The 17,479-nt window shown below is 29.5% G+C and carries 17 protein-coding genes; all 17 read right to left on the reverse strand.

The features are described 5' to 3' along the window. Positions 1-7: 7 nt before the first annotated feature. On the reverse strand, positions 8-709 hold the full coding sequence (locus ACZ5TJ_RS12280; protein ID WP_464200079.1) for a TIGR03936 family radical SAM-associated protein: 702 nt from the start codon (positions 707-709) through the stop codon (positions 8-10). After that, the gene (locus ACZ5TJ_RS12285) at positions 693-2,552 is read right to left on the reverse strand and encodes a TIGR03960 family B12-binding radical SAM protein (protein ID WP_464200081.1); all 1,860 of its coding nucleotides are present in this window, start codon (positions 2,550-2,552) and stop codon (positions 693-695) included. The genes ACZ5TJ_RS12280 and ACZ5TJ_RS12285 overlap by 17 nt, the downstream gene beginning before the upstream one ends. 203 nt (positions 2,553-2,755) lie before the next feature. After that, positions 2,756-3,616, reverse strand: coding sequence for a site-2 protease family protein (locus ACZ5TJ_RS12290; RefSeq protein WP_464200083.1), 861 nt, complete (start codon positions 3,614-3,616; stop codon positions 2,756-2,758). Between the two features lie 36 nt (positions 3,617-3,652). Then, entirely contained in the window at positions 3,653-4,402 is a 750-nt protein-coding gene (locus ACZ5TJ_RS12295; protein WP_464200085.1) for a M23 family metallopeptidase, read from the reverse strand. 121 nt (positions 4,403-4,523) lie between these two features. Then, on the reverse strand, positions 4,524-5,660 hold the full coding sequence (gene rodA, locus ACZ5TJ_RS12300) for a rod shape-determining protein RodA (protein ID WP_464200087.1): 1,137 nt from the start codon (positions 5,658-5,660) through the stop codon (positions 4,524-4,526). Positions 5,661-5,873: 213 nt separating this feature from the next. Beyond that, on the reverse strand, positions 5,874-6,146 hold the full coding sequence (minE, locus tag ACZ5TJ_RS12305; protein WP_464200089.1) for a cell division topological specificity factor MinE: 273 nt from the start codon (positions 6,144-6,146) through the stop codon (positions 5,874-5,876). A 12-nt stretch (positions 6,147-6,158) separates the two neighbouring features. After that, entirely contained in the window at positions 6,159-6,956 is a 798-nt protein-coding gene (minD, locus tag ACZ5TJ_RS12310; protein WP_054200342.1) for a septum site-determining protein MinD, read from the reverse strand. A gap of 19 nt (positions 6,957-6,975) precedes the next feature. Beyond that, positions 6,976-7,626, reverse strand: a complete 651-nt coding sequence (gene minC / locus ACZ5TJ_RS12315; RefSeq protein WP_464202335.1) for a septum site-determining protein MinC — start codon at positions 7,624-7,626, stop codon at positions 6,976-6,978. 183 nt (positions 7,627-7,809) lie between these two features. Continuing rightward, on the reverse strand, positions 7,810-10,854 hold the full coding sequence (locus tag ACZ5TJ_RS12320) for a penicillin-binding transpeptidase domain-containing protein (protein WP_464200092.1): 3,045 nt from the start codon (positions 10,852-10,854) through the stop codon (positions 7,810-7,812). Beyond that, a complete protein-coding gene (mreD, locus tag ACZ5TJ_RS12325) occupies positions 10,851-11,342 on the reverse strand; it encodes a rod shape-determining protein MreD (protein WP_464200094.1) in 492 nt (163 codons plus the stop codon). Before mreD ends, ACZ5TJ_RS12320 begins: the two co-directional genes overlap by 4 nt. An 11-nt stretch (positions 11,343-11,353) precedes the next feature. Continuing rightward, positions 11,354-12,202, reverse strand: a complete 849-nt coding sequence (gene mreC, locus ACZ5TJ_RS12330; RefSeq protein ID WP_464200096.1) for a rod shape-determining protein MreC — start codon at positions 12,200-12,202, stop codon at positions 11,354-11,356. A gap of 4 nt (positions 12,203-12,206) precedes the next feature. Further along, positions 12,207-13,220, reverse strand: a complete 1,014-nt coding sequence (locus ACZ5TJ_RS12335) for a rod shape-determining protein (protein WP_039313648.1) — start codon at positions 13,218-13,220, stop codon at positions 12,207-12,209. Between the two features lie 19 nt (positions 13,221-13,239). Beyond that, positions 13,240-13,929 carry a RadC family protein gene (radC, locus tag ACZ5TJ_RS12340; protein ID WP_464200098.1) on the reverse strand — a complete coding sequence of 230 codons (690 nt, stop codon included), beginning with the start codon at positions 13,927-13,929 and terminating at the stop codon, positions 13,240-13,242. Between the two features lie 43 nt (positions 13,930-13,972). Beyond that, positions 13,973-14,542, reverse strand: a complete 570-nt coding sequence (locus ACZ5TJ_RS12345) for a Maf-like protein (RefSeq protein ID WP_464200100.1) — start codon at positions 14,540-14,542, stop codon at positions 13,973-13,975. Between the two features lie 204 nt (positions 14,543-14,746). Next, on the reverse strand, positions 14,747-15,499 hold the full coding sequence (locus ACZ5TJ_RS12350; protein ID WP_464200102.1) for an SPOR domain-containing protein: 753 nt from the start codon (positions 15,497-15,499) through the stop codon (positions 14,747-14,749). A 154-nt stretch (positions 15,500-15,653) separates the two neighbouring features. Further along, entirely contained in the window at positions 15,654-15,833 is a 180-nt protein-coding gene (locus ACZ5TJ_RS12355) for a hypothetical protein (protein ID WP_055207831.1), read from the reverse strand. A 93-nt stretch (positions 15,834-15,926) separates the two neighbouring features. Then, the gene (locus tag ACZ5TJ_RS12360) at positions 15,927-17,378 is read right to left on the reverse strand and encodes an aminoacyl-histidine dipeptidase (RefSeq protein ID WP_464200105.1); all 1,452 of its coding nucleotides are present in this window, start codon (positions 17,376-17,378) and stop codon (positions 15,927-15,929) included. Positions 17,379-17,479: the final 101 nt, after the last annotated feature.

Below are 17,479 nucleotides of genomic sequence, written 5' to 3' on the forward strand. Positions count from 1 at the left end.
ACACTTCCTATACACATTGATAAAGAGGCACAAATGTACCCTCTCTCATTAAATACATTTCTTCTCTCTTTATAGGAACAAAAGCATCTTCGTTATAGTTAGTTGTGTTATCTTTTATTGCTTTAACAAAAAGGTCTGGCGATAAATGTTCTCTACTACCTGAACTTATAAGTACATTAAATACAGCCTCATTATCCACAGTCCAATACTTAAGTTCATGTACTAAAGGTTTTATGTCAACTTCCTTTTCACCTTTTTTACTCTTTTTAAGCATTACCCATTCTTCTTTATCTAAGAAAGCTTTAAGCTCTTCTTCAAATTTTGATATATCATTATATTGGATCTTTATTGTATACCTTGCTGCATCTATAAGTGCCATAGCTTGAGGTAATCTTTTTACATTTGGAATTATTTCAATACCTTTTGCATTTATAAATTTAATCCCACTTGCTGTACATTCGTTTAATTTATTTATAATTTCTTCTGGATCTCTCTCTTCACTGAATACTACATCCATATATTCACCGCTTGAATATACTCCAACTGAAAGAGGTTGTGCTAGTGAAAGTGACATATGAGGATTGAATCCCTTTGAATATTCAACTGGTAAACCTGATCTTCTTATAACCTTTTGAATTGTTCTCATTAAATCTAAATGTGATATGAATTTTATATTTGCTTCTTTAGTAAATTTAATTAGATATCGCACCTTTAAAACACTCTCCTTCTTTAAAGTTTACGTTTATACCACAACCTGTACATCCTTTTCTACAGTTTTGAGTAAGTTCTTCATTTTTAGCTTTTTCGTTTTCTATAACTAAATAATCTCTATTTACTCCTATATCAATGAAGTCCCAAGGTAATATTTCATCATAGCTTCTTTCTCTATAAGTGTAGAAATCACCATCTACATTACATTCTTTAAGAGCTTCTTGCCATGCATCAAATTTGAAGTATTCTGACCATCCATCAAACTTACAACCTTTTTCAAATGCTTTAATTAAAACATCACAAAGTTTTCTATCTCCTCTAGCAAATACAGCTTCCATATATGAAGTTTTTTGAGCATGATAGTTATAAACTATGCTTCTTGATTTTATTGATTCTTTAACTGCTTTTATCTTTTCAGTTACAACTTCCATTCTTTCCATTGGCGCCCATTGGAATGGAGTAAATGCTTTTGGTACAAGAATTGAAGTACTTACAGTTATTCTAAGACCTTTATTTCTAACATTCTTTGGAACAGCATAATATTCATCTGCTATTTTATTTGCAAGTTCGCCTATTCCTGCACAGTCTTCTATTCTTTCATAAGGAAGACCTATCATGAAGTAAAGCTTAAGTGTACTCCATCCTGATTCAAATGCACTTCTTGAGGCTTCAAGAATTCTTTCTTCTGTTAACCCCTTATTTATTATGTCTCTCATTCTTTGAGAACCTGCTTCTGGTGCAAATGTTAAACCTGTTTTTCTAACCTTTTGAATCTCTTTTATTAAATCAACTGAGAATGCATCAATTCTTATTGAAGGTAATGCAATACCAACTTTATTCTTTTCATGCTCTTCCATTAATTCTTGTGTAAGATTTTTAATATCTGAATAGTCACATATACTTAATGAAGCAAGTGATATTTCTTGATATCCTGTTGATTTAACTAAGTTTCTTGCTTGTTCTACTAATGTTTCTCTAGTCTTTTCTCTAACTGGTCTATAAATCATACCAGCTTGACAGAATCTACATCCATTAGTACATCCTCTTGATGTTTCAAGAACTATTCTATCGTGAACAACTTCTGTATAAGGTACTATCATATCTTCTATTGGGAAATCTACCTTATCAAAATCTGCAACAATTCTCTTCTTTACAACCTTTGGAACATCATCATATTTTGGTGTAAATTCTTTTATTGTTCCATCTTCATTGTAAGTAACATCATATAATGAAGGTACATATATTCCTCTTATTTTTGATATTTCTCTTAAGAATTCCTTCTTCTTACCCTTTGTGCCTACGTACTTTTTATAAACATCAAGTACGTCATTCATCATTTCTTCTCCTTCTCCAAGTTCAAAGAAATCTACTATATCATATAAAGGCTCTGGGTTATATGCACAAGGACCACCTGCCATTACTATTGGCTCATCTTCTCCTCTTTCTGAAGCTCTTAAAGTAATACCTGACATATCAAGCATATTTAAAATATTTGTGTAACTCATTTCATATTGAAGAGTAAATCCTAATATATTAAATTCTTTTAATGAATCTTTACTTTCTAATGCATATAAAGGTACATTGTTCTTTCTCATTTCTGCTTCCATATCTGGCCATGGAGCAAACACTCTTTCACAATATGTATCTTGTCTGTTATTTATAGTATGATAAAGTATTCTTGTTCCTAAGTGAGACATTCCTACTTCATAAACATCTGGAAAACAAAAAGCAAATCTTATATCTACTTCTTTTGGATCTTTTATTATTTGGTTAAGCTCTCCCCCAACATATCTAGCTGGTTTCTCAACTTTACATAAGATGCTATCTGAAATTTTATTCATTAATCTACATCCTCCTAAAATTTAGTCTAATATATAAGGCTAAATCAAACCCGATATATACATCCCTATATTCTAGCATAAATTAAAATTTTGTTCTACTCTTATTAAAATACTAAAAAGGTAGAATAAACAAACTAAATTTTACAAATTAAATCTAAAAATTTTAACTTATAAAAAGTTTTTATTATCCTACCTTTAAAGGTTTAATTTATATTATTTTCATTAGAAATATTTATATATTCCTCAAGATTAATGTTTCCATAATTTTTAAGTGCTTCTAAAAGCTCATTTTCAGAAATGATTTTTAAAACTTTAAGCTCATCATCTAAAATATAAAATACATTAAATTTACTCTTATCAACTAGTCTCATTACATTAAGCAATTCATTTTTATAATAAACAGATACCGTTCTATTCTCAATGAAATCATATTTTTTAAGCCTTCTTCGCTTTCTTATCATATCACCCATTACTATATACATAGTAATTTTCATCTCTAGAACAGTTGAATATATTATAAGCCCACTAATTAGGATTAAACTTATATTCACTTTATGTAATAATATTGATACAAAAAACATCACAATTAAAATACTTGCTATAAAAAAACTTAAAATTTCAACTATCTTTTTACTTCTCTTATAAATAATATATTTAGAAAGTATTATTTCTAAAACTCTTGCTCCATCTAAAGGATAGGCTGGAAATAGATTGAATACAAAAAGTCCTAAGTTTATACCACATGCCATATTAAATATATCTATATTAGTTAATCTAAAAATTATATATAATATAAATGATAGAAATAAATTCATTAACGGTCCACTTAAATATAATATAAGTTTTTCATTTTCTGAAAGCTCTTCTATATCTGAAAGCTCTGCATTTGCACCTGTTATTCCAATCTTTAAGTTATATAATTTACATCCAAATCTATTTCCAAAAAATATATGTGTAAACTCATGTAATATTATCGATATAATCCCTATAAAAATTTCACTTTGAAAACTTATAGCAAGTACTAATAACATCAATTCTATTACTATCACTTTATATGACTTCATAAATATAAAACCTCAAATTCTTCTTTTTACATAATTTTATTCCCCTTTAAAATCAACATAATTACCAGGCTCTTTAAATTGCCCCATATATCTTATCTTAAATTCTATTTCATAAGTATCATTTGATACCTTACTACTTTTTCCTATACATGTTCCTTTTTCAATTTTGTCTCCAGTTTTTACTGAAGGATTGTTTATAAGTTCATAATAACTTTCCACACCATTTTCATGGTCTATTATAATTAAGTTTCCTTTGTCTAATTTTTTAACCTCTTTTACTTTTCCATCACAAGTTGCAAGTACATCTTTTTCTTCTTTAGTTTTTATAGATACACCATCTTCAATTTCTTTCACTTCCCCAGATGATAAAGGATTTATAAAACTTTTATTTTTTTTAGCTGCATCATCTGCTATGTCTTTAAAATTATTTTTTAAGTTATTAAAAACTTCTACTACATAAATATCTTTTATACTTTCTATGTTTAAATCCATTCCTAGTATAGGCTTTTCTTCATTACTCATTTCTTTAAATGTGGCATATACATCGTTTCCTTCTTTATAAGGTGCATATTTAAGACACATCATAATTAATAATAATGCTAATGCCCCTGTAGTCTGAGTTAAAAATATATAAGAAAAGCTTCCTTTATTCTTCCTCCTTCCCCCTGTATTATAGCTTCTACTATATCCACCTAAATTTGAATTTCTAGGTGGATCTTTTTTCTTACCATGTTTTTTGAGTATTCCGTCATAATAACTTTCATATTCTCTTCTATAACTTCCCATTTCTATTATCTCCTTGTTCTTTTACTATTTTATTTATATTAAAAAAACTTTAAATTTATGAGAACTTTAATAGAACACAAAAAGGTAAGTTAGATATTATATCTAACTTACCTTTTTAATTTTAGAATCTGATTTTCTTTCTTCTCATACCTACATTTAATATTAATCCAATTGACATTATTGTAGTTAAAAGAGAACTACCTCCGTAACTAATAAGTGGAAGTGTGATACCTGTTATAGGAACTAGTCCAATAGTCATACCTATATTTTGTAATAATGCAAATAGGAAATATGATATTAATCCTACGCATATTATTGAACCAAATATATCTTTTGATGTTCGGGCTATAGTTATCATTCTACTTATCAATAATCCGTACAATAAAAGTAAGAATAATACTCCTATAAGTCCAAAGTGTTCTGCAATAGCTGCAAAAATAAAGTCTGTTTGCACTTCTGGAACATGTTGAGATGCATAACCTGTACTTGCATCATTTGCTAAAGATGGAGTATTACCTAAAACTCCTCCAGAGCCTATTGCAATTAAAGACTGACTAAGATGGTAACCCGAACCTGACATATTAGCTTCTGGATTCATAAATGATGTAATTCTACCTTTTTGATAATCTTGAATTAATCCTGAATTCCAAACTATTATTATTCCAAGGAATAAGGCAAGTAATCCTCCGCCAATTACTCTTCCATCAAGTCCAGCTACATAAAATATACCAAGAACTATAAAGAATGATACCATTGTCATTCCCATATCCGGTTGAACTATTATGAAGACAACTGGTACTGCTGCATAAAATACAAGGGTAAAGAAATTTTTTAAATTATTTATTTCTAAATCCATCTCCTCGAGCTTTTTAGCGAGCATCAGTATCATACCAATCTTAGCAAGCTCTGCTGGTTGGAGCGAAACTGGACCAAAAGTAATCCATCCCTTTGCTCCCCCTCTAACTGACCCTACAAATCTAGTTAAAATAAGAAGTCCAACTCCACCCCAATAAAATATTGGTACATAGTTATAAAGAACTCTATAATCAATGGCCATAAATATATATAGAGCTACAAGTGAAACAATAAACCATATAAATTGTTTAGTAGCAAAATTTTCACCTTTTTTTGCAAGATATATGTTTAATATACCAAATAGTACTAGCAATATAGTAGAGATTAATAATACTTTATCTATATCTCTAATCTTTTTAAAGTCTAACTTATATTTGTTATAAGTACTCTGTCTATCGAACAATAAGTCACCTCGTAACAAAATCTTTCACCTCCTGAAAAACCTGTATTTTTATATTATATCTTATTATCTTTTTATTCTCTATATAAAAACATCTTATCCTAAAAAAAATAATAAAATTTTAATAAAAAATTATATAAAATAAGTAAAGGGGATGTTTTTATAACTTCCCCTTATGCATGTATGTTATATTAGATTTTTATATGTTACTGTGTCTTACTGCCCTTTTATATTCTTTATTGGAATACTAGCAACTAATGATGATGCTCCTTGACCTTCTTCTATTTCACTCTTGCTTACAGATAATTCAACATCTTCAGCTTCTATTTCTACGTACTTTGAAATAACCTCTAAAATTTCCATTCTAATCTTTTCTAAAGTTTCAGCCGGAAGATCTCCTCTATCATGAATAAGTATTAGTCTTAATCTATCCTTAGCAACATCTTTTGGCTTAGGTTTACTACTTGTAAAACTACTAAAGAACCCCATCTCAAATACCCCCTACTTACGTTTGAATAACTTCATTATAGATCCAAAAAGACCTTGTGGCTCTTCACTTAAATCCATAATAGGTACTTTTTCACCAGTTATTCTCTTTGCTATATTTCTAAAAGCTTTTCCTGATTTTGCATTTTCTTCTAGAACTATAGGTTCACCTTTGTTTGTTGAAACAGTTATTTCTCTATCATCAGGTACAACTCCAAGTAATTCAATTGATAAAGTTTCAATTATATCACTTACATCAAGCATGTCCCCTCTTTGAGTCATTTCATGATTCAATCTATTCACTATAACTGAATGATCTTCAAGACCTTTAGCATCAAGTTTTCCAATAACTCTATCAGCATCCCTAACTGATGTTATTTCAGGATTTACTACAACTATAGCTTTATCAGCTCCTATTACTGAGTTTTCAAATCCTTGTTCTATTCCTGCTGGAGAATCTATTAACACATAATCAAATTGTTCCTTTAATTCTTTAACAAGCTTTAGCATATCTTGTGCACTTATATCGTCTTTATCTTTAGTTTGAGCTGTTGGTAGAAGACATAGATTTGGGAATCTTTTATCTTTAATTAAAGCTTGCTTTAATCTACATCTACCTTCTATAGCATCAATAATTGTATATACAATTCTATTTTCTAATCCCATTAATACATCTAAATTTCTAAGTCCTGTATCTCCATCTACAACTACAACCTTTTTGCCTAGTGCAGCTAAAGCAGTACCAATATTTGCTGTTGTAGTAGTTTTACCTACACCACCTTTTCCTGATGTAATAACAATAGATACTCCCATTTAACAATCCCTCCATGTTTTAATAAATATATTTATTTGGTAAGTATGGTTCCACAATTATAGCTCCATCTTTTACTTTCGCAACTTCTGGATATTCTGGCTCTTCTGAATCATCTGGCGATAATGTTACTATATTAGATATTTTTAAAATTTCAGGTTGAAGACTAAATGCTGCAATAATAGCTTTAGTGTTTCCATTTGCACCTGCACTAACATTTCCTTTTATAGCCCCTAAGACTATAATATTTCCAGCTGCTGTTACTTCAGCACCACTATTTATATCACCTATAATAACTATATTACCATTATACCTTATACTTTGTCCGCCTCTTACTGTCTTTCTTAAAAATTTTGTTTTTCCTTCATAGACACCTGAAAAAGTCTTCTTTTCCTTTTCTTTTTCCTTCTCTTTAGCATTATCATCTTGCCATATGATATCTTCTATTTCTATCTCCTCAAACAAAACTTTTTTTAAATGTTCTATGTCTTTATCGTTTATTAAGTTTAAACTTGTATTTATAGTTAATGTTGATTTTCTATAAAAGCGCTTTCCCTTTGATAGCCTTGCTATTAAAAGATCTAGCATTTCTGTAAAATCACTAAATTTATGCATATTTATTTCAGCAATTAAACCACTTTTATTTCCTTTTATAATTATTCTCTCATCCATCATTGGTTCCCTCCACCAATATTTGTCACTGTACATTATTCTACAAAACACAATAAAATCCTTTATTATTATATCATTAATATGTAAGTATTTGTAGATTTACTTTACTTTTAATATTAAAAGCGACATAAAGTACTTATTTACTCTATGCCGCTTTTTTTCCTGTCTTCTAATAATTATATATTATTGATTTTGAGCCTTATCTTTAGCTTCTTTTGCCTTATCTTTATCTTTGGCTTGATCTTGTTTCTTTTTATCTTTGTTCTTTTCTGCTTCTTCTTTTGCCTTCTTTTCTGCTTCTTCTTGTGCTTTCTTTTGGCTTGCCTCTGAGTTATCTTTTGGTGCCTTTAGAACATATTTCTTAAAGCTATCAGATGTATAATTTTTCTTTAATAATTCATCTTTAAAGTAGGCTTCATATGTTGCCTTAGCAACTGGTGCTGTATATGAACCGTGACCACCATCATATATAACTCCAACAAATGCTATTTCAGGATTATCAACAGGAGCAAAGCTGACATATGTTGCATATGGTGCTCTACCATACTCTCTTTGTGTATTTGAGTAATCGGCTGTACCTGTTTTACCTGCTGTTTGTATTGGGAATGTGCTAAATACTGATGATGCTGTACCGCCTTCTTCGTCATTAGCTCTTCTCATACCTTCCTTTATTGCATTTAATGTTGATTTACTAATATCTATTTTATCAAGAACTTTAGGCTTAAATTGTTCAACAACATTTCCTTGTACATCTGTTACACTATCAACTAAATGAAGTGCATATCTAGTACCACCATTTGCAAGTGTTGAAATATATGCTGCAAGTTGAAGTGGAGTATAATGGTTTATACCTTGACCTATAGCTGCGAAAACAAGCTGTGCAGGTGATGTCATTTCTGAGGCTTTATCAGTTACAACATATCTCGCAATACAGTTTGCAACTATTGATGCTTGATCATTTATACTTACACTTTTATTATACTTAGCTTCATATTTTTTTACATTTTCCTTGTATTTATCAGAGTTTTCCATTATACCTTTTACATCTGGTAATATAGATGCTGCAAACTCTGTATCCTTTGACTTTGGTTTATCTGTTCCAACAGCTTCAAATCTTTCTTTTATTTTATTCTTTAAATCTATTTTTAAAGCCTTTAATTTTTCTGAGTCATCATCACTACGTGAAAAATCAAATGGTATAAATCTTTGGCTATTACCAGAATACATTGCTTGCATTGATCCACTTGGATTTTCCTTTTCTAAGAAATCAGCAAGCTCGAAGTTTGCAAGACTTATCATACTTGATTTCATAGATTCAAAGTTATATGTTTGACCTGTTGTATTTTCTTCTATTTCTATTCCAGTTGAAGGATTTGCCTTACTATTTGGATCAACACCAAGTCCTAATTTCCATGCATATTTAGCAATTGCATCTAACGCATTTATATTTGCTCCTTCTTTCATATAAAGTCTATATGCAGTTTCATAGAAATAGAAGTTACATGATACTTGAAGCGCCTTTTCAACATTAGTTGGTCCGTGAGAACCTCTGCTTTGCGTATATATCCAACAATGTGGTGCAAAACCATCACCAAACACATCCTTATGAGTATTAAATATACCTGTAGCATTTATAGGATTAGTTGGCGTTATAACACCTTCTTGAAGTCCAGCTAATGCTGTAACTGGTTTAAATATAGATCCTGGAGGTAATGTACCAAGTGTTGCATAATTATAGAATGCTCTTGGATATAAATCATATGGATCTGTTCTATAGCCATTTTTATCTTTAGGGAATAATTGATCTAAAGATTTTTTAGCTCCAGTTCTCTTTATAAATTCTTTACCAAACTCTTCAAAGTTAGGTGCGAAATATTGCTCTGTTTGTTTTTTAGTAAGTTGTCCAGGTATCGCAAAAAGATTTGGATCAAAGTCTGGATAACTTGTAAGAGCAATTATCTTACCAGTTTTTACATCAACTGCAAGGGCTGCCCCCCTTGTTGCATTAGGGAAGTTTTGTCCTTCACTATCTTGATTTTTTGTTCTAACTTGATTTATTGTATCTTTTAATGCTTCTTGCATAGCATATTGAACATTTTTATCAATTGTTAAGTTAACATTATTTCCTGGGTAAGACTCAAGTTTAAATAACTCTTCTGTTTCTTTACCTTTTGAGTTAACTTTAATAGTTTTTCCACCTTTAACACCTTTAAGTTCATCTTCAAAAGCTGATTCTATACCAGATTTACCAATAAGGTCTGTTGATGGATCATATCCTCTTAACTTATAGTCTGATTCTAATGAACTATCTATTTGTCCAACGTATCCTAAAACCGCTGATCCTAAAGTTCCATATGGATAACTTCTAACTGGTTGAAGATCAACATTAATACCAGGTAAATCATTAAGTTTTTGGTATATTATAAATGCTGTATTTTTGTTAATATTGCTTGTTACAGTTACTGATCTATAACCTTTAAAACTTTGCATTTTAATTGCATCTTTAACAACCATATAGTCTCTTATTTCTTTTTTAGAATACTTTTTAAGTATTAAATTAGTAAGTTCAGCTCCATCCATTTCATCATAAGCTTTCTTTTGATCTGTTGATGGATTTGGATCTACTAATCCAATTAATGAATAGTTTTTAACTAAATATTCAAAAGCTTGTTCTGGAGTTACAGCAAGTAACTCTTGATCTACTTGAGCTATTTGATCATCTGTTAAGTCCTTTTTCTCGTCACCAAATTTCTTTCTTTCTATTTTTTCATTCATTCCCCTGTCTCTTAAAAATCTTATCTTTTCATATTGTTGATTATCAGGAGAAGAACTTTTATATGCAAAGTATAATTCACCATTATTATCTATCTTTAATAGTAAATCATCTTGAACACTTTCTTTATTATCTTTTAAAATCTTAAATACACTTGACATTGTATTATAGAAATTCTTTTCTGCCTCATCTGTACTTGTATATGTTAATGTATAAGTTTGTTTATTTGTTGCTAATACATTACCATTCCTATCTAATATTTCTCCTCTTGGTGCTTTTTCGGCTACAAATCTAGTTGCATTTTGGTTAGCTCTATCTTTATAGTCATCATGCTTATATATTTGAAGGTATGCTAACTTAACCACTATAAGAGAAAATATAGTAAACATAACAATATAAAGTACTTTATATCTTGAGATCTTTTTCTTTTTATTTTTTGGTTTATTAACTATCATTTAAACCTCCACTTACTACTTACATTTTCAGTGTTTGAAAGCATTAATACGAATTTATATGCTACAAAAGCTATAACTGAATTGTAAATTGCAACTATAAGTATATTGTTTAATCTAACTTTATAATGTAAAAAGTAAAATATACAAAATACGGCTATATGTTTTACTATTGTAGCTCCAAAAACTGTTGAAACCGGAATTAACTTCTTCTTTTTAAATACTCCATTTCCAACATAAGCTGCTATTAAACAAATTACCATATTAGTTAAAGCATTTATACCCATGCCCCCTGAGAAAAAAATATCTTGTAGTAATCCACTAACTACTCCAATAAATAAAGCATCCTCTGCTCCATTTATTATTGAATAAAGAACTGCAAAGGTGAATAATAAGCTTGGAAAGGCCCCATATATACTTAAAAATGGCATTACAGAATTATCTAATATCAATAGAAGTATTGATATTAAAACTAATATAACCTTCTTCATATTCTCACCTCTTAATTATATTTAATATCGCGCGTATCTTTTGGTACTACAATGAATAAGCTTTCTAATTTATTAAAATCTACTGCTGGTTCAACAACAGCACTTTTCATAACTTTTACTTTATCTTCTGTAACTGATTTTACTTTACCTACCATTATATCTTTTGGATATATTTGTCCAAGTCCAGAAGTAACAATAGTATCTCCCTCTTTTATTTGAGAGTCCATTGGAAGATTTTCCACTTTACAAACTGATGTACCATTACTATCTCTATATCCTCTTAATATTCCTGTATTTTCTTTAGTACTTTCTACTTTAACACTTACAGCAATATTTTCATTTAGAATACTTTGAATAATTGACCAATTTGTTCCTACATTAGTTACTTGACCAACAAGTCCATTAGCAGCTATTACTATCATTCCTTTTTGTATACCACTATTTGAACCTTTATCAACAATATATCCATCTAATATATTTCCACCACTATATCCAATGATATTTGTAGCTATATAGTTATAATTTTTTCTTGAATCTTCAAAATCTAAAACTTTTCTAAGCTCATCATTTTGAGCTTTTAATCCTGAATACTCAAGTAGCTCTTTTTTTAGCTTAGCATTTTCTTCAGTAAGGCTTTTATTTTCTTCCTTAACAGTTGAAAAGTTTAAGCATAAATCCACAAAACTTTTAAGCTTTGTATTTACTGTATACGCAATTCTTTGTAATGGGTTTAAAGCTATTCCTGCACCACTTTCCACCATATTTTTATCTGGACTTTTGAATGTAAAAACAATTAACCCTAAAAATGCAACTGACAGCACTATTATAGTGACTGCCAGTTTGTTCTTAAGACGCTTCATGCTCTTATCTATCTTCCTTGCTTATTCTGTCGAAATCTTCTAGTGCTTTTCCTGCTCCTAGAACAACACAATCTAATGGAGATTCGGCAATATGTACAGGCATATTTGTTTCTTTCATTATTAGAACATCTAATCCTTTAAGCATTGCTCCTCCACCTGCTAACATTATTCCTTTTTCCATTATATCAGCAGCTAATTCTGGTGGTGTTTTTTCAAGTGTTGTTTTGATTGATTCTATTATTGCATATACTGGCTCTTTTAAAGCCTCTCTTATTTGAACTTCTGAAACTTCAACTACTTTTGGTAATCCAGTAACTAAGTCTCTTCCCTTAATTTCCATTTCTTTAACTTCATCATCAACCTTGTATGCTGATCCAATTTCCATCTTGATTTGTTCAGCAGTTCTTTCACCTATCATTAAGTTGAATTCTTTTTTGATGTAAGCAATTATTGATTGATCTAATTCATCACCAGCAACTCTAAGTGATCTGCTAGTAACTATTCCACCAAGTGAAATTATAGCAACTTCTGTAGTACCGCCTCCGATATCTACTATCATGCTTCCTGTTGGTTCACTAACTGGAAGTCCTGCTCCAATTGCAGCTGCCATTGGTTCTTCCATTAATATAACTTCTCTTGCTCCTGCAAGTTTTGTTGCTTCTTCTATAGCTCTCTTTTCAACTTCTGTAACTCCTGAAGGGTAACAAACTATTATTCTTGGTGCTTTAAATGCACTCTTGCTTGCTGCTTTTTCTATTAATGATTTTATCATTGTATGTGCAACATCAAAGTCAGCTATTACTCCATCTCTAAGTGGTCTTATAGCAACAATGTTTCCTGGTGTTCTACCTATCATCATTTTTGCTTCTGTACCTACTGCAAGTGGTTTTCTTGTTGTGCTATTTATTGCAACAACTGATGGTTCTCTAAGAACTACGCCTTTGCCTTTAACAAAAACAAGCGTATTAGCTGTTCCTAAATCTATTCCCATGTCTTTACTAGTTCCGAAAAATCCCATTTTTCATTCCCCTTTCGAATTATAATATTCCTTTTTCTTTTAAGCTTACATATTGTTCTCTACCTATTATAATGTGATCTATAAGATTTATTCCTATAATCTTTGATGCCTCATTAATTCTAGTAGTCACTGATATATCCTCACTACTTGGAGTTGGGTCTCCTGATGGATGATTATGACATATCACAATTGAAGCCGCACTATTTTTTATGGCCTCTTTGAAGATTTCTCTTGGATGGATTAGTGAAGAATTTAAACTTCCTTTAAAAACATCCTTTATTTTTATAATTTCATTTTTTGTATTTAATGTAATTAACTTTAATATTTCTTGGTTATATGTTACCATTTCACCATGTAATATATTAAAAATATCTCTTGGTGAATTTACCCTCTTAAACTCATTTAAAGATTTATATGTATTAAATCTTCTAAAAAGTTCGGCTATTGCAATTATTTGCGAAGCTTTTGCTTCCTTTACACCTTTTATTTTTGTCATCTCATGCATTGATGCATTAAGTATACCATTTAGTCCTTCTAGTTCTGCGATTATTCTTTGGCTTAAATTTAATACATTTTCACCTTTAGTTCCTGTTCTAAGAATTATTGCAAGTAGCTCAGAATTTGTTAAAGCCTCCTCACCGTATCTTAGTAGTTTTTCTTTAGGTCTTTCACTTTCAGGCATATCTAATATTTTAAGATTATTAATCATTAATTCTCTCCTTATATTATAATAGTACCTATCCCCCGTGAATTTATTTTATTATACTTTTAAGCATTTGATCTACTTTATTAAGTGGTAATCCAACCACATTATAGAAACATCCATTAATTCTCTCAACGAAAACTCCACCTTCATCTTGTATTCCATAAGCTCCGGCTTTGTCTAATGGACTTCCACTTTTAATATAATTAAGTTTATCTTCATCGCTTATTTCTGAAAAAGACACAATAGTCTTAAAGTTCTCATTTAGTATTTCATTTGTCTTTGTATTTATTATGCAAACTCCTGAATATACTTCATGAGTATTTCCGCTTAGCATTGTAAGCATTCTAAAAGCATCTTCTTCATCTTTAGGTTTTCCTAAAATTTTACCTTCGAATGAAACAACTGTGTCTGCTGATATTATAATGCTATCATTTCCTACATCGTTTAAGATTGCTTTTGCTTTTCCAAGTGCTATCTCTTCCACATACTTCCCTACATCTCCTTTGAATTTAACTTTATCTTCATCAAAGCAGCTTATAGTTATATCAAAATCTTTTATGATTCTCTTTAATAATTCCTGTCTTCTTGCGGAAGCTGATGCTAAAATATATTTCATAATATCTCCTTTATGGCAATATTTTATATTTTTCGTCATTTTCATAATTTTTATATAAAATATTACATATTTTGAAATAATATTAGGTGTAGCATTCTTCATAACACAAAGATTACTACACCTAATATAGTTTATCATTTTATTACATTATAAACAAGTGAAAACAAGTTATAATAATAGAATTAATTTTTTTTTAAGATTTACTTATAACCTATGTTTTATAAGGATTCCATATATAAATTCTAGTGACTTTTTCGCCCCTTCTCTTTCCAATTCTTCCGGTAATTTCTCTATATATTCTTCAATAGATTTTAGCTCATCATTATCTACATTTTCTTTATTAGAATTTTGTCTAAGTTCCTTAGTCCATTTCTTGAATTCTGTCGTATTTACACTTTTTACTTGTTCATTTTCTAATTCGTTTAAAATTTTCATAAAACCATTTATGATTTCATAACTTTTTGCTTCTTCATCTTTTGATGTTTCATATCCACACTTTATTTTTACATTATCTATTTTTTTCTTATCTAGTTCATCACTCATATTATTTGCAGATTCTTCATTATAAATACCTGCAATTATTCTATATTTATCTCCATCTTTAATTATTAATTTATTAAAGCTTGATGGAATATCTTGTAATACTTTTTTTGCATTTTCTTCTTTTCCGTAATATCCACATTGTATAATTACAAAATTCTTTAAAGATTCACTTTGACTATTGTTATTATTTTGAAGTGTATTGCCACCACTATTGCCACTATCATTTTTATTATTCTTTTGCTCTTCTACAGTCTTTTGCCCATTATTTTCTCCATTAGGTATATCACCTTTAAATAAGTATTTTGCCATAAGCATTCCTATAACTATAGCACATATTACTACTACTATTCCTATTGTGAATAAATTACCCTTCGGCTTTTTTCTTGGTCTGTAGTTATATCTTGTGTATCCCATCTTACCCCTCCTAAAAAATTACTTTAGTAAATTATATTAGAAGGTTATAATTAATATTCATTATGTAACAAAAAAATCTTCACTTACAATTTAGTGAAGATTTTTTATTTATTGTATGGAATTGTTTTAGCTAAAGTATTCAGTCTAAAATAAATTAGTTGTTAAGTACGTAATAACATCTCTTTGGAGAAATTATTTTTTCTTCTTTTTTCATTTCTTTAATTGCCTTATCAACGTCTTTTTTATCAAGACCTGTGATTTCAACAATTTCACTAACCTTTAATGGGTTCTCTGCATTTTCTAGTGCTTCAATAACTTTTCCTTCTATATCCATAGTAATAGACCTCCCAATCAGTTAATTCTCATTACAAATTAATTTTACATCATGGAAGGCCATTTTACAATATTTATTAACGAATAGTTATTATTATTTAATTTCTTTTAATACATTTAATAAATATTCCCATACATTTTGGATAGATTTTATACTAGCATGTTCTTGTGGGCTATGTGCATCAAATACTGATGGTCCAAAACTTACCATATCTAATCCTCCAAGTCTTTCTTCGAATAATCCACATTCAACACCAGCATGTATAGCTACAATTTCTGGTTCTTTTCCATACATTTCTTTAAATACATTAACACATATATCTCTTATAGGTGATTCTTTTTTATATTCCCATCCTGGATATTCTGCATGAGTTATAAATCCCCCACCTAACATTTCAGTTAAAGTTTTACTTCTTAAAACTATTTCATCTTTTAATGTTGCAACTGAACTTCTTACAGCACTATCAAATATAACTTCATCTTTATCAGTTATTACTATTCCAAGGTTAGTTGAACTTTCAACTAATCCTTCAATTGCCATACTCTTTGTATTTATTCCATTTGGATATAAATATAATGCATTTATAATATTTTCTGTGCTCTTTTTATCAAAAGTTTTGTCAATTTTCTTATTCTCATTTACAACAATTTTTAAGTTTGGTTCTTGAATACTAAATTCATTTTTAACCATATTTTCAAAACTTAAAATATCTTTCTTAACATCTTCAAGAATAGCTTTATTTACAGTCATCATAAATTCTGATTCTCTTGGAATTGCATTGTCTTTTGATCCACCAACTAAATTAGAAACTCTTATATCATGTTTTTCATAAAGACATCTTAATAATCTACCCATAAGTTTATTTGCATTAGCTCTTTCCTTATTTATGTCCATTCCTGAATGTCCACCAGTTAAACCGCCAATTATAACTTCTAATCCAACATGATTTTCTTGTGTTTCTTCAAAATTCATTTTAAATGTAGATTTAGTTCTAACTCCACCTGCACAGCTTACTAAAATCTCGCCTTCTGTTTCTGAATCTAAATTTAATATGATTTTTCCATCTAAATCATCTGGATTTACATTCATAGCACCAGTCATACCTGTTTCTTCATCTATAGTTAATAAAACTTCTATAGGTGGATGTGCTATTGTATCATCAGCTAATATTGCCATAGCATAAGCTACTGCTATTCCATCATCAGCTCCTAAAGTTGTTCCTGTTCCATAAATATAATCCCCATCGATTCTTAACTTTATAGGATCTTTTGTAAAATCATGTACTGTATCTTTATTTTTTTCACAAACCATATCCATATGACCTTGAAGTATTACTGTAGGTGCATTTTCATATCCCTTTGATGCTGGTTTCTTTATTATTATATTTAAAACTTCATCTTGTATAACTTCTAGACCTAAGTCTTTTGCAAATTTTACTAAGTAATCACTTATTCCTTTTTCGTTACCTGATCCTCTTGGTATCTTTGATATTTCTTCGAAATATTTAAATACTAATTTTGGTTCTAAATTTTCTAACACTGACATTTTTAGCCTACCTCCCGTAAATTTGTGGTAAAATTATCTTATAGATATTTTTAGTATAACACAGTCTGTTTATTTTAACTCAACTAAATAAATTAGTTTAT

It is taken from the genome of Clostridium budayi (assembly GCF_055396605.1).

Bases quoted from the DNA above. Each gene is read 5' to 3' on its own strand.
- ACZ5TJ_RS12355 (WP_055207831.1), bottom strand. From the start codon at position 15,833: ATGGATATAGAAGGAAAAGTTATTGAAGCACTAGAAAATGCAGAGAAC.
- mreD (WP_464200094.1), bottom strand. From the start codon at position 11,342: ATGAAGAAGGTTATATTAGTTTTAATATCAATACTTCTATTGATATTA.
- ACZ5TJ_RS12295 (WP_464200085.1), bottom strand. From the start codon at position 4,402: ATGGGAAGTTATAGAAGAGAATATGAAAGTTATTATGACGGAATACTC.
- ACZ5TJ_RS12335 (WP_039313648.1), bottom strand. From the start codon at position 13,220: ATGGGATTTTTCGGAACTAGTAAAGACATGGGAATAGATTTAGGAACA.
- ACZ5TJ_RS12360 (WP_464200105.1), bottom strand. From the start codon at position 17,378: ATGTCAGTGTTAGAAAATTTAGAACCAAAATTAGTATTTAAATATTTC.
- ACZ5TJ_RS12290 (WP_464200083.1), bottom strand. From the start codon at position 3,616: ATGAAGTCATATAAAGTGATAGTAATAGAATTGATGTTATTAGTACTT.
- minE (WP_464200089.1), bottom strand. From the start codon at position 6,146: ATGGGGTTCTTTAGTAGTTTTACAAGTAGTAAACCTAAGCCAAAAGAT.
- minC (WP_464202335.1), bottom strand. From the start codon at position 7,626: ATGGATGAGAGAATAATTATAAAAGGAAATAAAAGTGGTTTAATTGCT.
- ACZ5TJ_RS12285 (WP_464200081.1), bottom strand. From the start codon at position 2,552: ATGAATAAAATTTCAGATAGCATCTTATGTAAAGTTGAGAAACCAGCT.
- ACZ5TJ_RS12320 (WP_464200092.1), bottom strand. From the start codon at position 10,854: ATGATAGTTAATAAACCAAAAAATAAAAAGAAAAAGATCTCAAGATAT.
- radC (WP_464200098.1), bottom strand. From the start codon at position 13,929: ATGATTAATAATCTTAAAATATTAGATATGCCTGAAAGTGAAAGACCT.
- mreC (WP_464200096.1), bottom strand. From the start codon at position 12,202: ATGAAGCGTCTTAAGAACAAACTGGCAGTCACTATAATAGTGCTGTCA.
- ACZ5TJ_RS12350 (WP_464200102.1), bottom strand. From the start codon at position 15,499: ATGGGATACACAAGATATAACTACAGACCAAGAAAAAAGCCGAAGGGT.
- ACZ5TJ_RS12345 (WP_464200100.1), bottom strand. From the start codon at position 14,542: ATGAAATATATTTTAGCATCAGCTTCCGCAAGAAGACAGGAATTATTA.
- minD (WP_054200342.1), bottom strand. From the start codon at position 6,956: ATGGGAGTATCTATTGTTATTACATCAGGAAAAGGTGGTGTAGGTAAA.